The sequence below is a fragment of the Actinokineospora spheciospongiae genome (assembly GCF_003182415.1).
Classification (GTDB): domain Bacteria; phylum Actinomycetota; class Actinomycetes; order Mycobacteriales; family Pseudonocardiaceae; genus Actinokineospora; species Actinokineospora spheciospongiae.
Genome location: NZ_QHCP01000007.1, coordinates 200,325 through 224,184, shown reverse-complemented (window position 1 = coordinate 224,184; position 23,860 = coordinate 200,325). Strand labels below are relative to the sequence as shown.

The following is a 23,860-nucleotide window of genomic DNA, read 5'->3' as shown; positions in this document are numbered from 1 at the left end:
TCAGGAACCGATGCCGACGTAGTCCTTGAACTGCACCGTGATCGAGTGCCGGTCCGACGGCCAGTTCCGCGTGGCCACGGTGCGGGTCGCGCCGCCGCTGCCACGCACCGCCTGGGTGACCCGGACGGTGCGGCCCGCGTCCGGCTGGGCGGGCACGTACCGGTCGGTCCCGGTCACGAAGGGCAGCGTGCTGAACGGGGGCAGCGCCACCCCCGGCGCGGACGCGCCGTCGCAGCCGTCGTCGAAGACGAAGGCCGCGAGGATCTGGCGCAGCCGGGGGGCGGTGGCGGGGGCCAGGACGTCCACGCCGTCGAACCGCAGGCGGTCGTTGTCGCCCGCCGCCTGCTGGTCGGCCCACCACTCGCGGTTGCGGATCACGGTGAAGGCGGAGTGGCCGGGGCACCTGTCGACGTGGTCGGTGATGCCGCCGGGGCGGGAGATCTGCAACCGCACGAAGCGGTTGGAGCGCTCGAAGGGCTCGAAGTAGTAGTGGTGGGTCTGCTGGCCCTCGCGCACCACCTCCGCCTCGTAGTGCTTGCGGCCGTTGACCTCCAGCGGGCCGAAGGAGCCGTCCGGGCCGGTCGTGACCGTGTGCGCGGCCCCGCCCCGGCGGGCGCCGGTGCGGTCGTCGACCTCCCAGACCCGCAGCACGCCCTCGACGCCCTGGTTCTGCGGGTAGTACAGCGCCCGCCCCGCGATCACGACCCGGTCGGGCGGTTCGGGCAGCACCGCGGTGGTGCGGGCCGGGCGGTCGCGCAGGAACCGGTGGATGTGGGCGAAGCCCTCGGCGGAGGTGGTGGTCTCGGTGTGCCCCAGGGTGGGCAGGTGCACGTTGGCCGCGCCGCCGATCGAGCCGTCGGGTTGCAGGCTGCCCCAGAGCGCGAGCGTGGGGACGCCGCCGGGCAGGGTGGCGCTGGAGCGCCCGTCGACGTTGACGTACCTGCGCACCGAGGCCGCCCGCTCGGGGGTGGCGAGGTAGGTCTGCGCGACCGACGTGCCCCGGGAGTGCGCGACGACGTCCACCCGGGGCGAACCGGTGCGGGCGCGGACGCCCGCGATGAACCCGTCGAGGCCCGCGACGGCCTGGTCGTTGCTCGCGGTGCTGGTGTCGTACTCGTAGGCGTGCAGCAGGCCGTCGGCGTAGCCGTTGACCGAGAACCGCATGGCGTTGGACTCCCACTGCTGCGCCGAACCCTGCTGGCCGTGGACGAACACGACCGGGGTGAACCCGGCCCGCACCGCCTCCACCGCGGCCCGCGCAGGCGCCACCGCCACCGCTGAGGTCGCGACGAGCGCCAGCAGCCCCGCGAACACCCCCGATCGGCGCCACCGGGTCGACGTCAGGACGTTCATGATCCTCCTCCGTGGCGGGCGGGCCGCCCGATGCCGCTCGCGACGGCGTCCCGCAGGTTCTCCCGCGCGTCGGCGGGCAGCAGGTGACCCGCGTGGACGTTGGCGGCGTCGGTGCTGACGACCGGGCCCAGGTAGCTCGCGGGGTTCGGGTAGAGCCGGGACAGCGTCGGCCCGTCGAAGGGCTCGTGGGTGCCGAACAGGCGGCAGAACGCCTCGCCGGTGTTGTCACCGGTGTTCAGCGCGATCGGCGCGACCACCTGCGAGAGGCGGATGCCGCCCAGCGCGAGCCCCAGCGCGTCGCGCTTCTTGGTGACCCCGTCGGCCTCGAACTCCAGCGGCCGGGCCGTCGGCGGCGGCGTGCCCCGCTGCACCCACGCGCGCAGGTGCTCGTAGGCCGCCGCGGTCACGTGGTGCATCGGCACCCGGCTGAACGGCGGCCGGTCGCAGGCGTACTCCGGCGCCCCGCCCAGGTCGCGCTCGGAGATGGGGGCCCGGTAGGCCTGCCCCTCGTACCCGGAGTGCGCCGCGCCCGCGACCTCCCAGCGGCGGAACCGGTCGGTGTCCGCGGGCCGCTGCGCGCTGCGCACGTCGGTCTCGGACTGGACCTGGAAGACCGGCTCCGCGCCCGCCCGCGTCGGCGCCGCGCCGACGACGAAGGCGTAGCCGTCGAACACCGGGCTCGTCTGCGGCAGCACCCGGTCGTAGAGGATCGCCATCCGGGCCGAGGACTGGGAGGCCCCGATCGCCAGCAGGGTCCTGGTCCGCAGCCCGCCCATGACCGTGCCCAGGTCCACGGCACGGCCGGCCTGGGTGAAGATGTCGTAGGACAGCTCGTCGGCGGGGAAGCGGCCGCCGCCGGTCACGTCGAGGTTTCCGTAGCGGGCGGGACTCCACCCGCGTAGCTGCTCCACCCCGACCCGCTGGGCCGACACCCCGACCCACGCGTGGCCCGCGCGCACCACCGAGTCGGCGTTCCACAGCGCGTCCAGGTCGTACCCGGCGGTGACGTTCTGCCACTCCACCAGGGTCGTCCCGGAGAAGTCGCGGGCCCGCGCGGGCCGCCGCACCACGACCCTGGTCGTGTACGGGACCTCGTCGGCCACCCGCGCACCCGCGGCGGACCAGCCGTCGGCCAGCCCGGAGAGGTGGAACTCCTGCTCGACGTAGCCGCTCGCGGCCAGGTCGACGGGGGTGGCGAAGAAGGGGTAGGTGTCCTCGATCCGCTCGGCCAGCCGATCACCGGGCGCGGTCCCCGGCAGCGGGCCGACGACCCGGGGCACGGGGTCCGCCGCGGCGGTGGCCGACGCCGGGACGGCGGTCGGGGCGAGCAGGGCGAGCGCGGCCGTGACCAGGCCGACGCGGCGCCAGGGGGAAATCGGCATACCGGCTCCCGCGACGATGGGGGGTGGGGGCACACGGAACGTAACCGGACCCGCACACCCCGCACCAGGACGGGCGGAAATCGTGAGACCGCCGTCGCACGGGCGCGGGGCACCTCACCCGGAGGGCCGCAGCACCGCCCTGGCGGCCCGCTCGGCCAGGGCGGGGTCGAGCGGGGCACCGCCCAGCAGCTCGGCGTAGATCATCGACTCGACGATGCGCACGTAGAGGTAGGCGAGCTGGTCCAGCGCCGACGGCGACCACGGCCCACCGGGGCCGTGCACCTCCCGCAGGATCTCCCGCTGCGCCGACACCGCCCGCCGGTGCACCCCGCCGGTGGCGTTGAGCAGCACCCGCGCGGCCGTCTCCGGCTCACCGCGCAGGAACGCCCGGAACGGCGCCGACCCGCGGATCTGGTCGGTGAACCGCTGGGTCACCTCCAGGACACCGTCGTCCCCGCCGCGCCTGCGCTGCTGCCGCGCCCGCACCAGGAGCCGCTCGGCCAGCAGCCACAGCACGTCACCGAGCAGACCGTCCCGGCTGCGCACCACCCGGTAGAGGGTCGCCCGGCTGATGGCCAGGGCCGTCGCCAACCGGTCCATGTCCACCGTGCCGTGCTCCAGGAAGAACCGGGACGCGCCCCGCACGACCTGCTCCCGGCTCACGACCCGCTTGGCGCCGATCGGGGTCGCCATGACGCCTCCACTCCCGCCGGGCCGCCCGCCCGCACTCCCACCCATCATCGTCCCCCACCACCCGGCCACGAGGGTCGCGCGTGCGCCGGTCCGCACCGCGCGGAAGCGGGGTGAGCCCACGAGGTGGCCGACCTCACGCGGCACCGGGCGACACCGTCGGTTCGTCCACCCCCGAACTCCGGTTCGCCCGGCGCACCTGCCCGTCTGCCACGTCGGGAGCAGCCCTCGCCGTGGGGGAAGCGGTCGCTGAGGACGTTCTCGCCCCCGCCGTGGTGCTTCCCGGCACCGCTGAGCCGCGCGGTCCCCCATCGTCGTCCGTGCCCGCTCGGTACCCGGGGAACTGGTCGCCGCGTGGTCGACGGTGTGTCCGGCGCCGCTGCGCACCAGCACAACCGGTTGAGTCGGCTCGGGTACGAGGACCTGGCCGAACCCGCACTCACGCCGTGCACGGGCCTGGGGGCACACCCCGCCCGTTGTCCTGACGGGCCGGGGGCGGTGCGGGATGATCGCACCGGCCCCGGCCTCGTCCGCTGCCTCAGGCAGCGGCAGGCGACCGCAGTCGGACAGCCTGGCTGATGATGTACTCGGCGACCTTGGGCGGTTCGCCGACCGGCGCGCCGTCCACCTCCACCCAGGCGTGCGCGGTGAACGGGTCCAGTGCGAAACCGGTGCACCAGTCCGGTGCGCGCCCGTGCAGGCGACAGTACACGACCACGGCCACCGAGCGCGGCAGGCAGCCCTGGCCGGTGCACCGCGCGCTCGTCGCGCAGACGGTGTCCCGCGCCCGCTGGGTGAGTTCCGCGGACGCCGGGCGCGCACCGCGGTGCAGGAACGCCACCGCCCGCGCCAGCCGCCGGGGCGGGAGCGTGATCAGCACCCGGGCGACGCCCACGGCGAGCCGGGCCCGGATGCCGGTCATCCGACGTCCTCCGCGAGCTTCGCGTCCACCAGTGCCGTCACCAGGTTCTCCACGTCGCGGCGGACCACGGCGGCGTCGGCCGCCACCAGCGCGGTGGTGGCCGTGACGACGGCCTCGACGTCGCGGCCGTCGAGCAGGAGGGTGACCATCTGCTTGGCGGTCCCGTTGAGGCGCCAGTAGGCGGCGTCGCGGCCGGTGCCGAGCAGGATCGCTTGGTCGCCGGACTCGTGGATGGTCACGCCGGGGCGCAGGCGCAGTGTCATCCGGTGCTCCTCGTCTCGTTGTCGATGGCCCGCAGCCACCGCTCGGCGCCGACGACCCTCTCCAGCTCCAGCAGACCCACGTCCGCCAGCGCGGGGGAGTCCAGGTGCGGCAGCAGGCGGTGCGGGTCGACCAGCCCGAGGTCTGCGAGGCGGGCCGTGGCGAAGCCCGCCACCAGGTCGTGCCTGCGCCTGCGGTGCTCGGCGTAGATGTCGGCGGTGAAATCACCGCGGTCCCGCTTGGCGAACAACGCGCGCGGCATGAACGGGGCCACCGCCTCGGCCAGCAGCCGCTTGTCCTCCCGGGCGTCCAAGCGCGCCGACACCGGCGCCCGCAGCGCCGCTTCGACCACCTGGCGGTCGGTGAACGGGGCCTGCCAGGTGATGCCGGTGCCCGCGAACACCACGCCGAACTGCCGCAGGATCTGCCCCTGGTAGCTGATCGACTCGACCACCTGGTGCGCGGTCGGGTCCGCGCCGAGCGGCTCGGGGTCCCCGGCCGCCGCCTCCTCGAGCGCGCCCACCACCAGCGCGCGCCCCTCGGCGGTCAGCCAGCCGGGCAGCACCGGCGGCGGGAACCACGAGTAGGAGTCCGCCCGCCGCGCGGCTCGGCCCGCGGCCACCGCGGCCACCATCGACCGCAGGTGCGCGGCGTAGGAACGCCGGTCGGCGACCCCGGAGGCGAACGGGCGCAACGGGAACTTGCCGGACAGCTGGTGCCTGCGCAGGACCCCGAGCGCGCCCAGTCCGCGCTCAGCCCACACCGACCGGTACACACCGGGCACGACGTCGAAGAGTTCGTCACCGCCGAGACCGGTGAAGTGCACCCGCGACCCCGTCGCGGCCACCGCCGGGGCCAGCACGTCCAGGTAACCGCGGGAAGCCGACCACACCACCGGGCCCTCGGCCAGCTCCACCGGGTCGGCGCGGGCGTCCAGCGTGAACGCCGTGCTGGTCTCCGACAGCGGTGGGAACTCGACCAGTTCGACCCCCAGATCGGCGGCGGCTGCCCTGGCCCGCCCGGTCTCGTCGTTCCACGGGCTCGTCGAGGAGGTGCGGAAGGCGCGGAACCGCCTGCCGAGGTCGTCGAGCGCATAGCAGATGCTCGTCGAGTCCAGGCCTCCCGACAGGTCCGCGGTCACCAGGCCCGCCGACCGCGACTGCGCGCGCAGGACGTCCCGCAGCGCGTCGCGCACACCGGCCGCGGCTTCCGCGACCGGGAGCGCGGGCCCACCGGTGGGTGACCACCAGCGGTGCGTGCTCGGGACCCCGCCGGGTGGCAGCCGCAGCCACCGCCCGATCCCCACCGCGGTGATCCCCGACCACATTGTGCGGTGCGCGAACGGCTGGATCGGCATCGCCTTCGCCAGCGACAGCGCCACCGAGGTCAGGTCGGGCGCGGCACCGGTCATGGCGCGCAGCACGGCGGGTGAGTCCGACACGAGTGGCAGGTTGTTGTCCAGCGCCCAGAAGAATCGACAGGAACCTGACAGGTTTCCCTGGAAACGGGTGCCGCCCGGCCCTTGGCCGATAAAATGGGCGTGGGCAGAAATATGTCCGGCGACGGAATTCCACGAGTGGTGATCAATGGGATTCCCGGTCAACCGGTCGATGTCGAGCGCGGTCGCCGGGGGGGTGGTGGAAACAATTCGGGCACCGGGCGGGGACGCGATCTCGTGCCACTGCGCGTCCGGTGTCGAGATGATCCACGGGCGCCCGGACGGGTACCGCAGGACCTGGTCGCCGACGATGTCGCCTGCCCGCTCCCCGGCGGCGGCGGAGAGTGGGTCGTCCGGGAGCACGACGAAGGGCACGACTGCCTCCGCGATCTTGGTTGCCTGGTCAGACCCGCTTTTGCCGCTGTGTGCGGCGGTGGTGCCGGTGGGGCGGGTTCCGGACCCCGCCCCACCGGCGGGTGCTCAGCCGATGAAGGTGTAGCCACCGAAGATGTCGCGGTTGTCCCAGAACGGGTAGCCGTTGGTGACCTCGCGGAAGCCGCCGATCTTCTCGAAGACCGGTGCGATGTAGACGGACAGCACGATGTACCTCCCAGTGTGTTCCAGCGTGTTGGTGGAAAGGAAGACAAAAAGGTCATCCTGAGCGGCGAAAATCACGCTCTCCCCGCTCGGCAGCCCCATGCCGTCTCCCCGAAATCAACGTAGCACGCACTCGACGGAATCGGCAAGAAATCTGTATGGTGACCACCGCGGCCGCAGATTGTCCGGCCGGGCGACCAATGAAAACGGGGGTTTGGTGCCATGGGTGCGATCACACGTCCACGCCCGGCGAAGGTGTTGTGGGGGTTGGTGCGGCAGCAGCGCGGGACACTGCTCCCCGCGGCCGGGCTCAGCGTGCTCGGCGCGGTCGCGGCCCTCGCGCAACCGGTGGTGGTGAACGCCATCATCACCGCGGTCCAGCACGGCGACCCCGGTGCCGCGCTCGCGGTGGGCGCCTGCGCGCTGTTCCTCGCGGTCGGGGTGATCATGTCGGTGCAGCAGTACCTGTTGCAGCGAATGGGAGAGGGGGTCGTGCTCTCCGCCCGGCGATCGCTGGTGTCGGCGCTGCTGCGGCTGCCGATCGCCGAGTTCGACCGGAGGCGCTCCGGCGACCTGGTTTCCCGGGTCAGCAGCGACACCACAGTCCTGCGCCTCGCGCTGGCCCGCGGGGTGCTGGCGGGAGTCGGCGGTACGGTCACGGTGATCGGCGCGCTGGGAGCGCTGGTCTACATCGACGCGCTGCTGTTCGGTCTCACCGTGCTGGTCGCGCTGGTGTTCGCGGCGATCACCGCGGTTCTGGCCAAGGGCGTGCGGCGCGCCAGCCAGGAGGTCCAGGCCCAGGTGGGGGCGCTCACCGCCGCGGTCGACCGGGCCGTGCGGGGAATCCGGACCATCCGGGCGGGGAACTCGACCGACCGCCAGGAGGAACTGCTCCAGCGGCACGCGACCGCGTCCTGGCACGCGGGGCTCCGGCTGGCGCGGGCGTCCTCGGTCATCGAGCCGATGTCGGTGCTGACCACGCAGGCCATGCTGATCATCGTGCTCGGGGTCGGCGGCTACCGGGTGGCCTCCGGGCAACTGGCGATGCCCGACCTGGTGTCGTTCCTGATGTTCGTCTTCCTGCTCGTCGCACCGCTGGGCCAGATCTTCGCCGCCGTCGGCACCCTGGGCTCGTCGCTGGGTGCCCTCGACCGCATCCAGGAGATCCGCGACCTGCCGTCCGAGGACGAGGTGCGGCGGCGGGCGGCGGTCGTCCCCACCGCGCCCGCCGACGGCGGTGGCGCGCGGCACGCGCTGTCCTTCCACGACGTCCGCTTCGGCTACGACACGGGTGGAGGTGGCGACCCGGCCCTGGACGGCGTGTCCTTCGACATCGAACGGGGGGCGCGCGTCGCGCTCGTGGGTCCGTCCGGAGCGGGCAAGAGCACCGCGCTCAACCTCGTCGTCGGCTTCTACCCGCCGGAGTCGGGGACCATCACCGTCGGCGGTGTGGACGCGGCCACGTTGACCGCCGCGCAGCTGCGCGCGGGTGTGGCCTACGTCGAGCAGGACGCGCCCGCCCTCGCGGGAACCCTGCGGGAGAACCTGACCCTCACCGCGCCCGGGGCCACCGACGTCGAGTGCTGGGAGGCGCTGTCCGCGGTCAACCTCACCGGCCTGGTCCAGCGCTCCAGCCGGGGTCTGGACAGCGAAGTCGGGGAATCCGGCGTCGCCCTCTCGGGCGGGGAGCGCCAGCGGCTCGCCATCGCGCGCGCACTGCTGTCCCGACCCGAGGTGCTGCTGCTCGACGAGTCGACGTCCAACTTGGACGGGCACAACGAGATGCTGGCCAGGCAGGCGGTCCAGCGCGCCTCGGCGGGGTGCACGCTGCTCGTCGTCGCGCACCGGCTGTCCACCGTCGTCGACTCCGACCTCATCCTGGTCTTCGACGGCGGCCGGATCGTCGCCCGGGGCACCCACGAGGGCCTGCTCACCCGCAGCGGGCTCTACCGCGAGCTCGCCACCCACCAGCTCATCGCGTGAACAGCCGCGTCAGACCCAGGTCCGATGCGCGGGCTCGACGAAGATCAGGCCCGGGGCCGATGTGCCCGCCCCGGCCCACCGGTTGACTGGACCTCGACAAACCAGTGCTCCGACGGGGTGAACGCCACATGTTGACGATCGACAGGCTCACGAAGCGGCGGGGGTCGGCGCTGATCCTCTCCGACGTCACCTTCCAAGCCCGGCCCGGCCGCGTCACCGGCTTCCTCGGCCCCAACGGCGCCGGGAAGTCCTCGACGCTGCGAATCCTGCTCGGCCTCGACCGCCCGACCTCCGGCACCGCCCTGGTCGACGGGGTCCCGTTCGAGCGGCTGCCCGACCCGCTGCGCACGGTCGGCGCCGTGCTCGACGGGTCCGGCGCCCACCGCGCGCGCACCGGGCGGGCGCACCTGAGCTGGGTGGCCGCCGCGGCGGGCATCCCACGGCGGCGGGTGGACGAGGTGCTCGCCGAGGTCGACCTGACCGGTGCCGCCCGCAAGCGCGTGGGCAGCTACTCGCTGGGCATGGGCAGGCGGCTGGGCCTGGCCGCCGCGCTGCTCGGCGATCCCGCCGCGCTGGTGCTCGACGAGCCGGTCAACGGCTTGGACCCCGAGGGCATCCGCTGGATGCGCCGGTTCCTGCGCGAGCGCGCCGAGGCCGGGCACACGGTCCTGCTGTCGAGCCACCTCATGGGCGAACTGGCCGAGGTGGTCGACGACGTCGTGATCATCAATGGCGGGCGGGTCGTCGAGCAGGGCACCCTGGCCGAGGTCACCGGCGCGCACCGCACCCTCGAGGACGCGTTCTTCGCGCTCACCACCGGGGCGCGGGGGGACGCGCGGTGAGCGCCTACTCGGGAGAGCTGCGCAAGCTGACCTCGCTGCCGTCGGTCTGGGCCGCGTTCGCCATCGGCATCGCCGTGCCCGCGGTCGTCGGTGTCCTGTCCGCGGTTTCGACGAGCTCGGCGATCGCGAACGGGTCCAAGCCCGAGGCCGGACCCGACCTCGGCTACCAGGAACTCGCGTTCGGGGTCGCGGGCGCCATCGTCCTCGGCGTGGTCGCGGCCAGCAGCGAGTACTTCACCGAGGGGGAGAGCGCGGGCTCCGGACGGCAGATCACCACCAGCCTCACCGCGGTACCGTCCCGGACGCGGTTCCTCCTGGCCAAGGTCGCCGCGCTGACCACCGCGGTCGTGCTGATGTCGGCCATCGCCACCGGGATCACCCTCTCCTGCGTGCAGGCGGTGGTCGGCGACCACGCGCACGCGCTCGACGGGGCCGCCGCGACCCGGGTGCCCGGCGTCGTCCTCTACTGGGTGCTGACCGCGTTGCTCGCCTTCGGCATCACGCTGCTGACCCGCAACGGAGTCGTCCCGCTGGCGGTGCTGGTCCTCAACACCTCCGTCGTCACGGTCACGTTCCTGCTCTCCAAGGTCACCCCGCTCGCGGTCTACTTCCCCGACCTGGCAGGCATGCGCATGTTCCTCACCGAGGTCAGGGTGCCGGTGGAGTTGTCCCCGCTCACCGGCGGTGTGGTGATGGCGGTGTGGGTCGTCCTGCTGCTCGCCTGCGGGTTCACCGCCTTCACGAGGAGGGACGCGTGATGACGACGGTCGCACCCACCCGGGCCCGCGGGAGCGAGTTCACCCGGTCCAGCCGCGCCGAGGTGCTCAAGCTGCTCAGCCTGCCCGCCACCCTGCTCACCGCCGCGGGCTCGCTGCTCGTCTCGGCGGTCCTCGCGGTTGCCTTCGCCACGGCGGGGAGGCAGGGCAGCACGGGCACCGCCTCGGCGCTCGACATCGGACTGGCCCCGATCGGCTACACCCAGGCCGGGTTCATCATCCTCGGGGTGCTGGCGGCGACGTCGGAGTACACCGGCGGTCAGGTCCAGACCTCCCTCACCGTCGTGCCCCGCCGCGTGCTCCTGCACCTGTCCAAGGTGGTGGCGCTGGTGCTGATCGCGGTACCCACCGCCCTGGTGGTGGTCCTCGGTGGCCTGGTGGTGGCCGATCTGGTGCTGGGTGATGCGGCGGTGGTGCCGCCGTTCGGCGACTTCGCGGTCGGTGTGGGTGGCGCCGCCGCCTACCTGGCGCTGACCGCTGTGCTGTCGTCGTCGGTGGCCACGGTCATCCGCCGCACGATCCCCGCGGTGGCCGGGCTGCTCGTGTACTACTTCATCGCCGGACCGCTGCTGCGCGACCGGACGGCGTTCGCGGCGTACCTGCCCGACACCGCCGGGTACGGCATGTGGTTCCACAGTGGAGCGGGGCGCTTCGGCTCGCTGAGCGCTCTGGTCGGAACGGGTTTCGTGGTCGCGTGGGTGGTGCTGGCCGTCGCTGTGGCCGCCGTCTCGTTCCGAGCGCGGGATGCCTGAGCGCGAGCACCACCGCCGGGAGTGCCCGCGCCCCCGCGCCCGGTCAGGGCGCGCAGCGCTCGGTCGGGAACAGGCCGAGCGCCGCGGCGCGGGCCCCGGCGGCGAACCGGGAGGTCACGTCCAGCTCGCGCATGATGTCCGCGACGTGCCTGCGGTAGGTGCGCACCGACATGCCCAGCTCGCGGGCCGCGGCGTCGTCGGTGTGACCGGCGACGAGAGCGCACAGCACCCGTGCGCCGAGCGCGCCCAGGCTGCGGTCGCTCAGCCGCGCGTGCTCGCCGAGGTCGGTCGCCTCGGCCCAGGTGCTGGCGAAGAAGGCGCTCAGCCCCGCCAGCACGGCGGGAGCGCGCACCAGCACCGCCTCCGTGCCGGACGCGAGCACCGCATCCGCCCCGTCCGCGATGAGCAGGTGCGGGCTCGGTCGCGCCGAGGCCCGCACCCGCACCGCGACTCCGTTGTCCATTGTGGACAAAAGGGTGCCCCGGACGGGCTCGGCCAAGTGCTTCACCGTGCACAGCAGCTCGACCCGGACCCCGCGCCCGGGCAGCGCGGCCACGAGGTCGACGAGTTCGGCGAACTCCGCACCCGGTGGCGGGGCGGTGCACCGCAACGATGTCGTCGTGGTGGAGACCAGCAGGCGTGCGGCGTGCCTGCGGGCGTGCGGCGTGGGCAACCGCTCGGCTCCGTCGCGGTGGTACTGGTGGTTGCGCGCGGCGAAGGTGATCAGGGCGGCCGCCTTCGCCAGTGCCTCCTCCACCCCGTCCTGGCCCGCGGTGGACCCGGAGGCCCCGCGCTCGATGTCTTCCCCCTGGTGCAGCACTCATCCCCCACGTGTGTGTCCTGCGGTGACCTCTCAACTCTCCGGTGCACCACCAGATCCGCTGTTCCGCCGGTTCTTCGCGCAGCTGGACCTGTGACCGGTGCCCCCGGTCGCGACGACGTCGGCGGTGCTCCCGGTCTCCCTGCCCCCGCAGGACCTGATCCGCTTCCACCAGATACCCTCTGGGACGCGCGTACAGTCGAAGCTACCACGGACCGCAACGAGCGGAAAGTGTTGTGCCATCACCTGAATGGGGTGATCGGGACTCCCTCGGTGCGCGGCTTGTGGGAATCCCGCGCATGCGGATTCCCGCCACGAGCGCGGTAGTGTGAACACGATGACAACAGGCGATCGACCCGTTCGGCGGTCACGCGCGTGGCTCGTCTGCGCGGCCGCGCTGCTCGTGCTCTCGGCGGTGCTCCTGGCGGTGGGCGCCCAGGGGCCGGGGGCGGTGGTGATCCCGCCCGCGGTGGCCGTGCTGGCCGTCGGGGTGACCGCCTGGACGGTGGTCCGCGCCCGCCGCCGCAGGGCGGAGTACGAGGCCCGGCTCACCGCGTGGGCGGCGGAGCGGGCGGCCGACCGGGAGCGGATTCGGATCGCCGGGGAACTGCACGACATCGTCTCCCACGGCCTGGGGGTGATCATCATGCGCGCCGCGGCCGCCCGCCGGGTGCCCGGGGAGTCCGAGCAGGCACTGGTGGACGTGGAGCGGTTGGGCCGGGACGCGGTCGCGGAGCTGCGGCGCATGCTGACCGTGCTGCGCGCGGGCGACCGGAACTCCGTGCCGCTGCGCCCGGTGCGGAGCCTGTCCGACCTCCCCGGCATCGTCGACGCCGCCCGCGCGGCGGGCCACACCGCCCGGTTGTCCGTCGACGACCTCGGCGAGGTCTCCCCGGGCGTCCAGGCGGCGGTCTGCGCGATCGTCCAGGAAGCCATCGCCAACACCTCCCGCCACGCGGGACCGACCGGCCTCCTGGTCCACCTGGCTCGCGACGGCGGCTGCGTCGTGGTGGTCGTGCGGGACGACGGCCCGCGCACCGAGTGGTACCCCACCCGCGGCGCAGGCCACGGCCTGGTGGGCCTGCGCGAGCGGGTCGACGCCTTGGGCGGCACGCTCGACGCCGCCCCCGCCGCCACCGGCTTCTCGCTCACCGCGCGCCTCCCCGACGGGGCCGCCCGATGACCGCCCCGATCCGGGTCCTGCTGGTCGACGACCAGGCACTGCTGCGCCACAGCCTGGCCGCGGTCATCGGTGCCGCGCCGGACCTGGTCGTGGTGGGGCAGGCCGAAACCGGCGACCACGGGGTGGCGCTGGCCAAGGAGCTGCGCCCGGACGTGGTGCTGATGGATCTGCGCATGCCCGGGCGCGACGGCATCGCCGCCACCCGCGACATCACCACCGACCCGGACCTGGCCCACACCAAGGTTCTCGTCCTGACGATGTTCGAGCTCGACGAGCACGTCCACGGTGCCCTGCGCGCCGGGGCCAGCGGGTTCCTGCTCAAGGACACCGACCTCGACGAGCTCATCAGCGCCGTCCGCCGCACGCACGCGGGCGAGTCCCCGTTCGCGCCCGTGGTCCTCACCCACCTGGTCGAGCACTACCTCTCCACCCCGCGCCACCAGCCGCTCCCCGCCGACGGGCTCACGCAGCGGGAGGTGGAGATCCTCACCGTCATCGGCCGCGGCCTGTCCAACACCGAGATCGCGGACACGTTGAGCATCTCGGTCAAGACGGTCAAGACCCACGTCGGCAAGCTGTTGAGCAAGCTCGAGGCGCGCGACCGCGCCCAGCTCGTCATCGCCGCCTACAACCTGGGGCTGGTGGTACCCCAGAACTGAACCGGGGGAGGGGTGGAGCAGCACGGGTTCATCAACCCCACCCCACCCCGCACGGACAGGCAATGCCTCGCCGCCGGAAGCGCTACCCGGTAGTGCGCGCCGCCGCCTTCCTCGGACGGGGACGGTTGCGCCCCGAGTTTGAGTCGTATAGACTCAAACTATGTTCACCAGGGCAGACGCGTTGGAACGGGTCGAGCGGGCCGGATCGGCCGCCGGGCTCTTCGGGTCCCCCACCACCGATCCGAAGCGGCGCGCGGAGGCGCAGCGGCTGTACCGGGCGCTGGCTTCCGTCCTGCACCCGGACGTGACCGGCGAGGGGGACACCCGGGCGCACGCGGCGTCCGCGGAGCTGAACCGGATGCACCACGAGTGGACGCGGGGCGCGACGGTCGAACTGCGCACGGCGACCGGCACCTACCGGATCGGTGAACCGTTCGCCGTCGGCAGCGTCGCGAACGTGTACCGGGCCGACGGTCCGCACGTGGTCAAGGTGGTGCGCAACCCGGCGCTGAACCCCCTGCTGCACAGCGAGTGGGACGCGCTGCGGGCGCTGGAGCGGTTCACCGACCGGCACCGCTGGCTGCGCCCCTACTACCCGCGCCTGCTCGACACCTCCGGTGCTCTCGGCCGGGGTGAGCGGGCGTTCACGGTGCTCGACCCGCTGGTGGACGGGTTCGTGACGCTCGCCGACGTGCGGCGCGCGTTCCCGGGCGGGTTGGACGGCCGCGACTACGCGTGGATGCACCGCAGGCTGCTCAAGGCGCTGGCCGGGGCGCACCGGCTCGGGCTGGTGCACGGTGCGGTCACCGCCGAGAACGTGCTGGTGCACCCCGAGGAGCACGGGATCGTGCTGGCCGGGTGGTCGTTCGCCGTCGAGAGCGGGCAGCGGTTGCTCGCGACCGGCAAGTCCACCGCCTACCCGCCGGAAGTCCGCCGGGGGGAACCGGTCACCACCGCGACGGACGTCCACATGGCACACACGCTGATGCTGGACCTGCTGGCACCCGACGAGAAGAGGCAGATCACGTTCGCCCGCGGGTGCGCGCAGGACCGGCCGTCGCGGCGACCGGACGCCGTCGACCTGCTGGGCGAGTACGACGAACTGCTCGACGAGCTCTACGGCGCGCGGGTCTTCCGCCCGTTCGCCCTCCCCCCAACGACAGGAGCATGACCATGGGACACGGCAAGTGGGACGACAACGCCTACCTGGCGGCCAAGACCTTCCGCGCGGCGAAGGGGATCGCCGACTTCGGCTACACCGCGGCGACGAAGGGCAAGCCGTCCAGGAGCTGGAAGGCCGCTCCCGCGCTGGACCCGCTGGGCGTGGCGGCCCGCGAGTGCCGCGACTCGCCCGACCACGCCGACTCGACGCCGATCGCGGTGCTGTTCGACGTGACCGGCTCGATGGGCGCGGTGCCGAGGATCATGCAGGGCAAGCTCGGCAAGCTGCACGGGCTGTTGCAGCGCAAGGGGTACCTCGCCGACCCGCAGTTGATGTTCGGCGGGATCGGTGACGCCGACAGCGACCGCGTGCCGCTGCAGGTCGGGCAGTTCGAGTCGGACAACCGGATGGACGAGCAGCTGCGCGACATCTTCCTGGAGGGTGGTGGCGGCGGGCAGAAGAGCGAGTCCTACGAGCTGGCCGCCTACTTCGTGGCCCGGCACGTGGTCACCGACGCGTGGCAGAAGCGGGGCCGCAAGGGCTACCTGTTCCTCATCGGCGACGAGCTGAACAAGCCCCGGCTGGAGGCGCGGCACATCCGCCGGGTCATCGGCGACGACGTCGCGCAGGACATCGACCCGGTGTCGGTGTACCGCGAGCTGGCCCGCAAGTGGAACGTGTACTTCATCCTGCCCAACCAGTCCTCGTACTACGACGACGACGCCATCGGTGAGCACTGGCGCCAGATCCTGGGGCAGAACTTCCTCAAGCTGGACGACCCCGGCGCGGTGTGCGAGCTGATCGCCGCCACGATCGGCGTGGAGGAGCGGGTGGTCGACCTGGACCAGGCGCTGGTGGACCTGGCCGACGTCGGCTCGGTCGCCGAGAGCAGGGCCGTGGGCAAGGCGCTGGTCTCGGTCGGTGCGAGCGCGAGGTCGCTGGCGAAGTCGGCCGCCCCGCTGGGCATCGACGGTCCCGACGACGTGGTGCTGAGCTGACGTGGACCAGCACGTGGTCGTCGTCGGGCTGGGGTTCGGCGACGAGGGCAAGGGGGCGGTGGTCGACGCGCTGTGCGCCGACGGCTCGGTGTCGGCGGTGGTGCGGTTCAACGGGGGCGCGCAGGCCGCGCACAACGTGGTCGCGGGCGGCAGGCACCACACGTTCAGCCAGTTCGGGTCCGGCACGCTCGCGGGCGTGCCGACCTGGCTGTCCCGCCACGTGCTGGTGGAGCCGATCGCGCTGGCGGCGGAGTCGCGGGAACTGGCGGCGCTCGGCGTCGCCGACCCGTTGGGCCTGGTGTCGGTCGACGCCGACGCGCTGCTGACGACCCCGTTCCACGTCGCGGCGAACCGGGCGCGGGAGGACGCCAGGGGACGCGACCGGCACGGGTCGTGCGGCAAGGGCATTGGCGAGACCGCCTGGTACGCGCTGCTGGCCGCGCGGGGAGCCCGGCCGGGCGAGGTGGTGGAGGGCCAGGAGCTGAGGGGTGTTCCTGGCCCCCCACCGACGGTGGGCGACTGCGCGAACCCGGTCGCGCTGCGGCGCAAGCTCGACGCGCTCGCCCGGTTCCACGAGCCGCTGATCGGCGACGGCCCCCGGGTCGACGACCTCGTGGCCCTATACCGGGCGTTCGCCGACGCCGTGCGGATCACGACCGGCGACGAGGCGGGCAGGCTCGCCGACGCCGGGCGGCTGGTCTTCGAGGGCGCGCAGGGGGTCCTCCTCGACGAGACGCACGGCTTCCACCCGCACACCACCTGGTCCACCGTCACGCCGCGCAACGCCAGGGCGCTGCTCGCGGGTCGGGGCGCGCGGGTGCTGGGGGTGACGCGGACCTACCAGACGCGGCACGGCGCGGGCCCGCTGCCGACCGAGGACCGCGGTGTCCTCGACCGGTTCCCCGAGCGCCACAACGGAACCGGGGAGTACCAGGGCGCGTGGCGGGCCGGTCACCTGGACGCCGTGCTGCTGCGGTACGCCGTGGCCGCGTGCGGCGGCGTCGACGGCCTCGCCGTGACGCACCTGGACGCGCGGGACCTCCAGGTCGCCACGGCCCACCGGACCGGCACGGGCCACCTCACCGAACTGGGGTCCCCCTCGGACCTGGTGGCGGGTTGCACCCCGGTCCTGGAACCCCTGCCCGACCCGGTGGGTTTCCTGGAGGACCTGCTCGACGTCCCGGTCCTCGTCACCGGAGCGGGCCCCACCCGGGCGGACTACACCGTGCGGGCACCGGCCCACCGCTGACGTGCGGGACAATCCCCCCATGATCGAGTCGACGCTGGTCTCGGTGGACGTCCTCGTGCTGCGCTTCGACCCGGACGCGCGCGCGGTGCTGCTGGGAGTGGCACCGCGCGCACTGGACCCGTTCGCGGGCGCCCTGGCCCTCCCGGGCGTGCTCCTGGGCAGGGGCGAACGCCTGCGCGAAGCCACCCGCCGCGCCGTCACCGGCAAGCTCGGCGTCCCCGACGCGGCCGTCACCGCGACCGGCCAACTCGCCACGTTCGACGAACCCTCCCGCGATCCCCGCGGCCCGACCCTGTCGATCGCCCTGTGGGCCACGGTCGCCCCCACCCGCCCCGACGACGGCACCACCACCTGGACCCCCCTGGACGCCGTCCCCCCACTGGCCTTCGACCACGACCGCATCATCACCGACTGCCGCCCCCTGCTGGCCGACAAGCTGTGGCGCGACCCGCAGTTCACCGCGGGCCTCCTCGGCGGCGAGTTCACCACCGCGCAAGCCCTCGACGTCACCGAATCCCTCACCGGCGACCGCCCCTACCCGGCCAACCTGGGCCGCACCATGGACCGCGTTCCCGGCCTCGAACGCACCGCGCAGCACGCCGCGGCCCTGCCGAAGGGCGGCCGCCCGCCACTGGTGTGGCGGTGGACCTCCCAGGGGACCGGTCTGAGGTGAGTCCGCGGTGTGCTCCCCCCAGCCCGATCCCGCGGCGGCGGGTGTCAGCAGGGACAGCACGAGCATGTCGGCCCGCCCGCGCAGCACCTGACGGCCCGTGCCCTCCTGACGGCCCGTGGCCGCACCGCCCGCTGGGACCTCCCCCGTGGGCGGTGCGGCGGGGACCACCACGACCCGCCTGTCCCGCAGGACCGCGGGTGGCGGTCCAGCCGTTCGACGTGGTCGGCGTGGGAGAGGAAGGCGACGCGGTCCGCTCGGTCCGGCTGCGGCTCAGCCACGTCGGCCAGTCGTCGGCTTCGCCCTGCCACGCTGCGCCCCTCCCGTTCGAGGGTTCCGCGCAGAGGGCCGACCGTCAAGACGCGGGCCCGCTCAAGCGATCCGCCGTGGCGCCACCACGACCGGATCGACCCGGCACGACACCGCGAGATCGGCGCCAGCGTTGTGTTCGCCGATGCCGCGGTACACCGCCGTCGGTCCAGAATCATGCGCTGAGCACTGAATTTCATCCCAACGGGTGACAGAGGCGCCCGGTAGGATTGATCCACAAGGTCGGTCGTCCACCTCGAAGGAAGATCCCGCGCATGAGTTCGTCGTTCCGATTGGACCTCCCCGAGGCATTGGTCGCTTCCTACCGCCGCAGCGGTGAGGCGGGCAGCGCCTGGATCTCCGGCCTGCCGGGACTGGTCGCCGAGTCGCTGGAGCGGTGGGGGGTCGTGCCCGACGGGCCCGTGGCCTCCGGCGAGGCGTCGCTGGTGGTGCCGGTGCGCGACGCGGACGGGCGGCGGGCGGCTCTGAAGTTCCAGATGCCCAAGGAGGAGTCCGCGGCCGCGATCGCCGGGTTGGCGGCCTGGGACGGCCGGGGGATCGTGCGGTTGCTCGACCACGACCCGGCCAGCACCACGATGTTGCTGGAACGCCTGGATGGTTCCCGCACCCTCGAACAGGTCGAGGACGACGAGGCGGCCATGGGCGTCCTCGCCGACATCTTCACCAGGCTGCACTCGGTGCCCGCGCCCGACGGGCTGCCGAGCCTCGGCGACGTCGCGCGCCGCGCCGTCGAGCAGGTCCCGGAGGCGGAGCGGGCGCTGCCCGACGCCGACGACCGTCGACTGCTGCGCACCTGCGCCTCGGCCGTCGCCGAACTGCTCGACGAGCCGGGCGACCGCCTGCTGCACTGGGACCTGCACTGCGGCAACGTCCTCGCCGGTGACCGGGAACCGTGGTTGGCGATCGACCCCGAACCCCTCGTGGGCGACCCGGGCTTCGACCTGATGCCCGCCATCGACAGCGGGTGGGACGCGGTGGTGGCCACCGGCGCCCCGGACCTCGTCGTGCGCAGGCGGTTCGACACGCTCACCGACGCCCTCGGCCTCGACCGCGAGCGCGCCGCGGGCTGGACCCTCGGCCGGGTGCTGCAGAACAGCCTGTGGGACATCGAGGACGGCCGCACCCGACTGGCACCCGGCCAGGTCACCGTCGCCCACGCCGTGCTGGGCCGCTAGGGCCTGTCCTCAAAGCCAGAGGGTGAGGGTGGTGAGGTCGATCGTGCCTTGGAGTGAAGTGGCGGTTCTGTCGTAGCGGGTGGCGATGGCGCGGAACTGCTTGAGTCGGTCGAAGCAGCGTTCGAAGACGTTGCGGCGGCGGTGGACGGTGCGCTCACAGGCCGACGGTCGTCCGCGGGTGGGCCTGCCTGGACCCGTCCCGCGGAAGCGGACTCGGGCCATGACCTGCTCGAAGACGGTGCGGTCATCGACCTTGTCGCCGGTCACGACGACGGGTAGTGGTCGGTCGTGGCCGTCGCAGGCCGAGTGGACCGTGGTGGGTCCGCCGCGGTGGCGGCCGGTGGCATGATCGGCTGGCTCGGTGCGTCCATGCGGAATCCGCTCGCCCCCTGTGGGATGCGGTCGCCGATGTGTGGTGGGCTCCGGCGGCGCGCCGTTGCGCGACCGGCGCCAGAACCGGTTGCGGACCGCGTTCGACGGTCCGTGCCGCTCGGGCAGATCACGCCAGGAGACGCCGGTCTCTGCCTCGAAAAGCAATCCGTCGACCACCCGCCGGTCGTCCACCCGAGGCCCTGCTGCCCGAGGTGGGCAGCGGGGCGAGGACCCGCTGGGTCCGCTCCACTACGACAGGTCGCGCAGTGCAGGCCAAAGCCGGTCCCAATCCTCCGTCGCCCCGGTCAGCAACCAGATCGGCGTTCCCTCGGCGTGCACGGTGCCCGGCAATCCGGTTCGGACCACCCCGACTTGGACCACCCGCTCGGCGGCGCCCCGCATCGACTCAGGCACGGTTCCCAGGTACAGCAGGGAATCCGTCTCCCGCGGCGGTCGGGACAGTGACCAGCAGCCCCAGTTCGGGCTGTGCGCCTCGATTCCGCCGTGCCGCAGGGCGCTGGCCACCCAGCAGCTCTGGGCGACCACCACCGCTCCCGGGTGGGTGTCCGCGACCGCGGCCACGGCGCGGGTTGTCTCGGGCCAGCCCAGCTCTCCTTCAGGAACGGGGAGCCACGGGTTCGCGCGCACCTGGTCCAGTGGCCACACCGGCAGCACCATCGCGACGGCGAGCACGCCGCTCGCGAGGCGGACGGGCGGGCTGAGGAGCAGGTGCCACCTCCGGGCCGCCCGCTCGACGCACACGGCTGAGGCCGCCCAGCACAGGGGGAACATCCCGAGCAGGTAGTAGGCACGTCCGCCTGCCACCGCCACCGCGACGGCCAGCACGACGGTCGTGTGTCCCAAGAAGCGGTATGGGCGCAATTGCTCGTCCCGGTACAAGCGGGTCAACCCGTGGCACAGCATGACCGCGCCAACCACCAACCCGGCACCGACCAGGTAGCCCACGGGCTGGGTGAACCGACCGGCAGAACTGCTCGTCTCAGCGGCGACCGCGCTGGTGAAGTCCGCCTGCGGCCACTCGTTGGCGATCTGCCAGTACAGAACGGGGGCGAGGCCCGCGATCGCGATCAGGGCCCCGGGGAGGACCGCCCTCGGTGGAGGCAACGCCGGTCGCTGCCTGGACAGCACCAGGCAGACGAGGGCCACCGCCCAGAACGCGCAGACCAGCAGTTTCACGTTCACCGCCACGGCGGTCACCAGACCCAGCGCGAGCAGGTCGCCCTGGGAACGGGTGCGCAGGGAGCGGACGACCAACCAGGTCGTCACGGTCCACAGAACGGGGTCCAGTGCGGCGGTGTGGAACAGGTGCCCGGCGACGAGGAAACCGTTGGACACCGCCACAGCGCTCGCTGCGAGCACCTGCGCGCGCCTGCCGCCACCCAGTTCGCGTGCGATCAACGCGGTCACCACGATCGCCCCACCCACCGCCAGCGCTGAGGGCAGGCGCAACACGAACAGCGATCCCGGGGCCAGCCGGTCGAGGGCGGCCGCCAGCACCGGTACGAGCGCGGGTTGGTCGAAATAGGACAGTGCGGGGTGCTGCCCCGCCCAGATGAAGTAGAGCTCGTCCCCGTCGTACCCGTGGCGGCCCGCGGTGAGCAGCAGCACGAGCGTCGTCGCGCCCGCCACGAGCAGGACCGGTGTCGCATGCCACGTCCGAGCTGCCGAAGAAGCGACCATGACAGCGATCATGGCAGTCACGGCATGATCGGCATAGGCACTGCTCCGCAGACGAACACCCCGGGTCCCGGCACGAACCTGTGGCTGATCCGGCGGATGGGGCCCAAGGGCGACGAGGACGCCCACGGGTTCGCAGGCGGGTCGGGGGGACTCGGGAGGCGGGCCCGTGCGGGTGCCTTCCCGGTTGGCTCAGGACGGGTGGACCACGCGCAGCAACTCGTCCAGCGATCCCTCTTCGCGCCTTCGGTGAAGCACCGCCAACCGGGTGAAGTCGCCGTCGAAGGCTGCCTGGGTGAGTTGCCTGCGACGGTAGTGCTCGGCCAGTTCTGCCGCTCCTGCCTGGATCGACCAGCGGGCGTGGAAGTCGAGCGCGGTTCGGGCCCTGCTGAAGTCCACTCGGTAGGAGCGCGGGTCGTTCCCGGTCTCACCGGTGATCTCCAGGACTGAACCGGGCACCGCCGCGGCCGCGGCCTCGGCGATCTCGGCCACCGTGCGGTTGTTCTCCTCCGTGCCGATGTTGAACGCCCGCGACCGCACGGCCGCCTCGGGCGCTGCCAGCCCCGCGACCACGGCGCGCGCGATGTCCTCGGCGTGCACCAGCGGCCGCCACGGCGTGCCGTCGGAGAGCACGGTGACACGGCCGGTGAGCACCGCCCTGCCGACCAGGTTGTTGAGCACGATGTCCGCCCGGAGCCTGGGTGAGAACCCGAACGCGGTGGCGTTGCGGAGGAAGAAGGGCGTGAAGTCGTCGTCCGCCAGCCCGACCAGGTCCTCCTCCACGCGGACCTTCGACTCGGCGTAGGGCGTGACGGGCTTCAGGGGCGCATCTTCGTCGACCAGCCGGTCGGTGGGCTGCGCGCCGTACACCGAGCACGTCGAGGCGTAGGCGAACCGGCGTACGCCCACCTCCTTCGCCAGGAGTGCGAGTCGCGTCGAGGCGTGGTGGTTGATGTCGTGGGTCACCCGGGGGGACAACGAGCCGACGGGGTCGTTCGACAGCGCCGCGAGGTGCACCACCGCGTCGAAGCCGCGCAAGGCGTCCGCGGTGACGTCACGCAGGTCGATCGCCAGCCCCGGCACGTCCGGGCTGATGAGCTCGCCCAGGACGCGGGTTGCGAACAACCCGTTGTCCAACCCGGTCACCTGGTGCCCCGCAGCGACGAGCACGGGGGCCATGACGGTGCCCAGGTAACCTTGGTGTCCGGTCAGCAGGACCCGCACGCTGCCCGCCTCACCCGAGCACCGCGGCCCAGCGCGGGTCCGCGACGTCCACACCGGCTCCGGACAGCTTGCCGCGCAGAGCCGTGCGCAGCCCCTCGACGTCCACGTCGGACTGGCGCAGGGCCGCACCCAACCGCTTGCGGCGCGCGCGGTAGGACGCCGGGGCGTCCGCCCGGCCGGTGAAGCTCTCCAGCAGCAGGCCGTCGATGTGCGCCGACCACGGCAACTCGCTGATGCCCGCGGCGATCTCGCTCGGTCGCAGCCGGTGCCAGTAGGAGATGCCGCCCGCGTGCACCATCTGGGGCGCGAACACCTTCGTGCCCGGGAAGCTGTGGAAGTGCTCGATGCGCAGGCCTGCTGCCAACGCCATCAACTGGTAGAGCATCAGCCCGTCGAAGACCACCCGGATGACGGTGTTGCCGTTGTTGAGGTGGTGATGGCGCTCGTGGCTGCGCACCTCGCGGCCGTCGTCCAGCACGTCCAGCAGACCACCTTGGGGAAACGGCAGACGGTGGCCTTCCAAGGCGAGCACCGAGGTGAGCGCGGCCTCGTGGTGCGGCTGGATCAGGCGCACCATGGCGCCGTCGATCTCCTTCTCCGGGCCGGGTGGGGTGTAGGAGTAGGCCGCGGGTGAGATCGGACCGCCGATGGCGCTTTCGATCACCGCGCGGGCCGCCGGGTCGATGGCCATGAACGGGGGAGCCGCGAGCGGGATGGGCCCGTAGCTCAGCGGGCTGCTGATCGCCACGCCCGGTTGCAGCCCGTCCGTGCACCGGGTGAACCACTCGGTGTCCATGACGAAGCAGTCGCTGTCGACGATGCCGAACGGGCGGTCGAGGTTGCGCAGCAGGAACTCGAAGATCTCGTGACTGCCGACGCGCTCGGTCAGGTCGAACGCGGGCAGGCCGTCGCTCATCTCGTCCCGGACCTTCCGCTCTTCCGCGGTCAGGCCGCTGCAGACGAAGGCGAAGTTCAGGGTGGGTGGGAGAAAGCGCAGGAAGTGCTGGATGACGTGCAGCAGACCGGAGGAGAAGAAGCAGAACCACGGTGGGCCGTCGGTCGGCAGTTCGCCGACGAACTCGCGGAATTGCCGGTCCCGGCCCAACAGGAACTCCGCGTCTGCGGCGTTCTCCGTGGAATCGGCAGATGAATGGGGTGACATTCCGATGCTGGCTGCCATGAATTCAGGCTACTTCGGGTCCGATGTGGCTGTCAAAGCGCGCGTGAGCGGTTTGGCGGTGTTCGTGTTGCCTATTGCGAGTTTGCGGTCACTCGGGAATCTTGATCGTGGATGCGCTGCTGATCTCGCGGCTCGAACGCTTTG

Annotated in this window: 22 protein-coding genes and 1 pseudogene; 11 read left to right on the top strand and 12 right to left on the bottom strand. The window is 72.8% G+C overall.

What is annotated here, in order from left to right; genetic code table 11:
• The 7 genes from DFQ13_RS20485 to DFQ13_RS20455 form a co-directional block, all read right to left on the bottom strand.
• The gene (locus tag DFQ13_RS20485; RefSeq protein ID WP_110080963.1) at positions 1–1,353 is read right to left on the bottom strand and encodes an alpha/beta hydrolase; all 1,353 of its coding nucleotides are present in this window, start codon (positions 1,351–1,353) and stop codon (positions 1–3) included.
• A complete protein-coding gene (locus DFQ13_RS20480; RefSeq protein WP_219994549.1) occupies positions 1,350–2,735 on the bottom strand; it encodes an alpha/beta hydrolase domain-containing protein in 1,386 nt (461 codons plus the stop codon). The genes DFQ13_RS20485 and DFQ13_RS20480 overlap by 4 nt, the downstream gene beginning before the upstream one ends.
• Positions 2,736–2,849: 114 nt before the next feature.
• On the bottom strand, positions 2,850–3,428 hold the full coding sequence (locus DFQ13_RS20475) for a QsdR family transcriptional regulator (protein WP_052021340.1): 579 nt from the start codon (positions 3,426–3,428) through the stop codon (positions 2,850–2,852).
• Between the two features lie 535 nt (positions 3,429–3,963).
• Entirely contained in the window at positions 3,964–4,347 is a 384-nt protein-coding gene (locus DFQ13_RS20470; protein WP_052021341.1) for a lasso peptide biosynthesis B2 protein, read from the bottom strand.
• On the bottom strand, positions 4,344–4,610 hold the full coding sequence (locus tag DFQ13_RS20465; protein ID WP_035284307.1) for a PqqD family peptide modification chaperone: 267 nt from the start codon (positions 4,608–4,610) through the stop codon (positions 4,344–4,346). Before DFQ13_RS20465 ends, DFQ13_RS20470 begins: the two co-directional genes overlap by 4 nt.
• A complete protein-coding gene (locus DFQ13_RS20460) occupies positions 4,607–6,421 on the bottom strand; it encodes an asparagine synthase-related protein (RefSeq protein WP_146241300.1) in 1,815 nt (604 codons plus the stop codon). Before DFQ13_RS20460 ends, DFQ13_RS20465 begins: the two co-directional genes overlap by 4 nt.
• A 105-nt stretch (positions 6,422–6,526) precedes the next feature.
• Positions 6,527–6,745: a lasso RiPP family leader peptide-containing protein gene (locus DFQ13_RS20455; RefSeq protein WP_110080961.1), complete on the bottom strand. Its 219-nt coding sequence runs from the start codon at positions 6,743–6,745 to the stop codon at positions 6,527–6,529.
• Between the two features lie 168 nt (positions 6,746–6,913).
• Between DFQ13_RS20455 and DFQ13_RS20450 the strand changes: the two genes are divergently transcribed.
• The 4 genes from DFQ13_RS20450 (at position 6,914) to DFQ13_RS20435 (ending at position 10,996) form a co-directional block, all read left to right on the top strand.
• Positions 6,914–8,626 (top strand): ABC transporter ATP-binding protein, encoded by a 1,713-nt coding sequence (locus tag DFQ13_RS20450; protein ID WP_219994547.1) that lies wholly within the window; start codon positions 6,914–6,916, stop codon positions 8,624–8,626.
• Positions 8,627–8,754: 128 nt separating this feature from the next.
• The gene (locus DFQ13_RS20445; protein WP_035284311.1) at positions 8,755–9,468 is read left to right on the top strand and encodes an ABC transporter ATP-binding protein; all 714 of its coding nucleotides are present in this window, start codon (positions 8,755–8,757) and stop codon (positions 9,466–9,468) included.
• Positions 9,465–10,226, top strand: a complete 762-nt coding sequence (locus DFQ13_RS20440) for an ABC transporter permease (protein WP_035284313.1) — start codon at positions 9,465–9,467, stop codon at positions 10,224–10,226. Before DFQ13_RS20445 ends, DFQ13_RS20440 begins: the two co-directional genes overlap by 4 nt.
• Positions 10,226–10,996: an ABC transporter permease gene (locus tag DFQ13_RS20435; protein WP_035284315.1), complete on the top strand. Its 771-nt coding sequence runs from the start codon at positions 10,226–10,228 to the stop codon at positions 10,994–10,996. Before DFQ13_RS20440 ends, DFQ13_RS20435 begins: the two co-directional genes overlap by 1 nt.
• A gap of 43 nt (positions 10,997–11,039) precedes the next feature.
• Here the strand turns inward: DFQ13_RS20435 and DFQ13_RS20430 are convergent, their stop codons facing one another.
• Positions 11,040–11,816: a hypothetical protein gene (locus DFQ13_RS20430; protein ID WP_110080959.1), complete on the bottom strand. Its 777-nt coding sequence runs from the start codon at positions 11,814–11,816 to the stop codon at positions 11,040–11,042.
• Positions 11,817–12,153: 337 nt separating this feature from the next.
• On the opposite strand from DFQ13_RS20430, the gene DFQ13_RS20425 reads away from it, so the two are divergent.
• The 7 genes from DFQ13_RS20425 to DFQ13_RS20395 all read left to right on the top strand — a co-directional run bounded on the left by DFQ13_RS20425 (position 12,154) and on the right by DFQ13_RS20395 (position 19,242).
• Positions 12,154–12,999: a sensor histidine kinase gene (locus DFQ13_RS20425; protein ID WP_035284428.1), complete on the top strand. Its 846-nt coding sequence runs from the start codon at positions 12,154–12,156 to the stop codon at positions 12,997–12,999.
• Positions 12,996–13,658 carry a response regulator gene (locus DFQ13_RS20420; RefSeq protein ID WP_035284317.1) on the top strand — a complete coding sequence of 221 codons (663 nt, stop codon included), beginning with the start codon at positions 12,996–12,998 and terminating at the stop codon, positions 13,656–13,658. Before DFQ13_RS20425 ends, DFQ13_RS20420 begins: the two co-directional genes overlap by 4 nt.
• Positions 13,659–13,818: 160 nt before the next feature.
• Positions 13,819–14,829, top strand: a complete 1,011-nt coding sequence (locus tag DFQ13_RS20415) for a protein kinase family protein (protein ID WP_110080958.1) — start codon at positions 13,819–13,821, stop codon at positions 14,827–14,829.
• 2 nt (positions 14,830–14,831) lie between these two features.
• Positions 14,832–15,818 carry a hypothetical protein gene (locus tag DFQ13_RS20410; protein WP_110080957.1) on the top strand — a complete coding sequence of 329 codons (987 nt, stop codon included), beginning with the start codon at positions 14,832–14,834 and terminating at the stop codon, positions 15,816–15,818.
• A 1-nt stretch (position 15,819) separates the two neighbouring features.
• Positions 15,820–17,067, top strand: coding sequence for an adenylosuccinate synthetase (locus tag DFQ13_RS20405; RefSeq protein ID WP_110080956.1), 1,248 nt, complete (start codon positions 15,820–15,822; stop codon positions 17,065–17,067).
• A 19-nt stretch (positions 17,068–17,086) separates the two neighbouring features.
• Complete coding sequence (locus tag DFQ13_RS20400) at positions 17,087–17,740, top strand: NUDIX domain-containing protein (RefSeq protein WP_110080955.1); 654 nt, start codon at positions 17,087–17,089, stop codon at positions 17,738–17,740.
• Positions 17,741–18,321: 581 nt separating this feature from the next.
• Positions 18,322–19,242 carry an aminoglycoside phosphotransferase family protein gene (locus tag DFQ13_RS20395; RefSeq protein WP_110080954.1) on the top strand — a complete coding sequence of 307 codons (921 nt, stop codon included), beginning with the start codon at positions 18,322–18,324 and terminating at the stop codon, positions 19,240–19,242.
• Positions 19,243–19,251: 9 nt separating this feature from the next.
• On the opposite strand, the pseudogene DFQ13_RS36000 reads toward DFQ13_RS20395, so the two are convergent.
• The 4 genes and pseudogenes from DFQ13_RS36000 to DFQ13_RS20375 all read right to left on the bottom strand — a co-directional run.
• A pseudogene (locus tag DFQ13_RS36000) lies at positions 19,252–19,812 on the bottom strand (transposase); the annotation flags it as partial.
• Between the two features lie 51 nt (positions 19,813–19,863).
• Positions 19,864–21,315 (bottom strand): ArnT family glycosyltransferase, encoded by a 1,452-nt coding sequence (locus DFQ13_RS20385; RefSeq protein ID WP_181400075.1) that lies wholly within the window; start codon positions 21,313–21,315, stop codon positions 19,864–19,866.
• 189 nt (positions 21,316–21,504) lie between these two features.
• Positions 21,505–22,536 (bottom strand): NAD-dependent epimerase/dehydratase family protein, encoded by a 1,032-nt coding sequence (locus tag DFQ13_RS20380; protein ID WP_110080951.1) that lies wholly within the window; start codon positions 22,534–22,536, stop codon positions 21,505–21,507.
• A 10-nt stretch (positions 22,537–22,546) separates the two neighbouring features.
• Positions 22,547–23,716 (bottom strand): hypothetical protein, encoded by a 1,170-nt coding sequence (locus DFQ13_RS20375; RefSeq protein ID WP_325050946.1) that lies wholly within the window; start codon positions 23,714–23,716, stop codon positions 22,547–22,549.
• Positions 23,717–23,860: the final 144 nt, after the last annotated feature.

What these genes read in the sequence shown, in the direction of transcription:
- DFQ13_RS20485 (WP_110080963.1), bottom strand. Translation starts at nt 1,353, where the DNA reads ATGAACGTCCTGACGTCGACCCGGTGGCGCCGATCGGGGGTGTTCGCG.
- DFQ13_RS20480 (WP_219994549.1), bottom strand. Translation starts at nt 2,735, where the DNA reads ATGCCGATTTCCCCCTGGCGCCGCGTCGGCCTGGTCACGGCCGCGCTC.
- DFQ13_RS20475 (WP_052021340.1), bottom strand. Translation starts at nt 3,428, where the DNA reads ATGGCGACCCCGATCGGCGCCAAGCGGGTCGTGAGCCGGGAGCAGGTC.
- DFQ13_RS20470 (WP_052021341.1), bottom strand. Translation starts at nt 4,347, where the DNA reads ATGACCGGCATCCGGGCCCGGCTCGCCGTGGGCGTCGCCCGGGTGCTG.
- DFQ13_RS20465 (WP_035284307.1), bottom strand. Translation starts at nt 4,610, where the DNA reads ATGACACTGCGCCTGCGCCCCGGCGTGACCATCCACGAGTCCGGCGAC.
- DFQ13_RS20455 (WP_110080961.1), bottom strand. Translation starts at nt 6,745, where the DNA reads ATGGGGCTGCCGAGCGGGGAGAGCGTGATTTTCGCCGCTCAGGATGAC.
- DFQ13_RS20445 (WP_035284311.1), top strand. Translation starts at nt 8,755, where the DNA reads ATGTTGACGATCGACAGGCTCACGAAGCGGCGGGGGTCGGCGCTGATC.
- DFQ13_RS20435 (WP_035284315.1), top strand. Translation starts at nt 10,226, where the DNA reads ATGACGACGGTCGCACCCACCCGGGCCCGCGGGAGCGAGTTCACCCGG.
- DFQ13_RS20425 (WP_035284428.1), top strand. Translation starts at nt 12,154, where the DNA reads ATGACAACAGGCGATCGACCCGTTCGGCGGTCACGCGCGTGGCTCGTC.
- DFQ13_RS20420 (WP_035284317.1), top strand. Translation starts at nt 12,996, where the DNA reads ATGACCGCCCCGATCCGGGTCCTGCTGGTCGACGACCAGGCACTGCTG.
- DFQ13_RS20415 (WP_110080958.1), top strand. Translation starts at nt 13,819, where the DNA reads ATGTTCACCAGGGCAGACGCGTTGGAACGGGTCGAGCGGGCCGGATCG.
- DFQ13_RS20410 (WP_110080957.1), top strand. Translation starts at nt 14,832, where the DNA reads ATGGGACACGGCAAGTGGGACGACAACGCCTACCTGGCGGCCAAGACC.
- DFQ13_RS20400 (WP_110080955.1), top strand. Translation starts at nt 17,087, where the DNA reads ATGATCGAGTCGACGCTGGTCTCGGTGGACGTCCTCGTGCTGCGCTTC.
- DFQ13_RS20395 (WP_110080954.1), top strand. Translation starts at nt 18,322, where the DNA reads ATGAGTTCGTCGTTCCGATTGGACCTCCCCGAGGCATTGGTCGCTTCC.
- DFQ13_RS20385 (WP_181400075.1), bottom strand. Translation starts at nt 21,315, where the DNA reads ATGGTCGCTTCTTCGGCAGCTCGGACGTGGCATGCGACACCGGTCCTG.
- DFQ13_RS20375 (WP_325050946.1), bottom strand. Translation starts at nt 23,716, where the DNA reads ATGGCAGCCAGCATCGGAATGTCACCCCATTCATCTGCCGATTCCACG.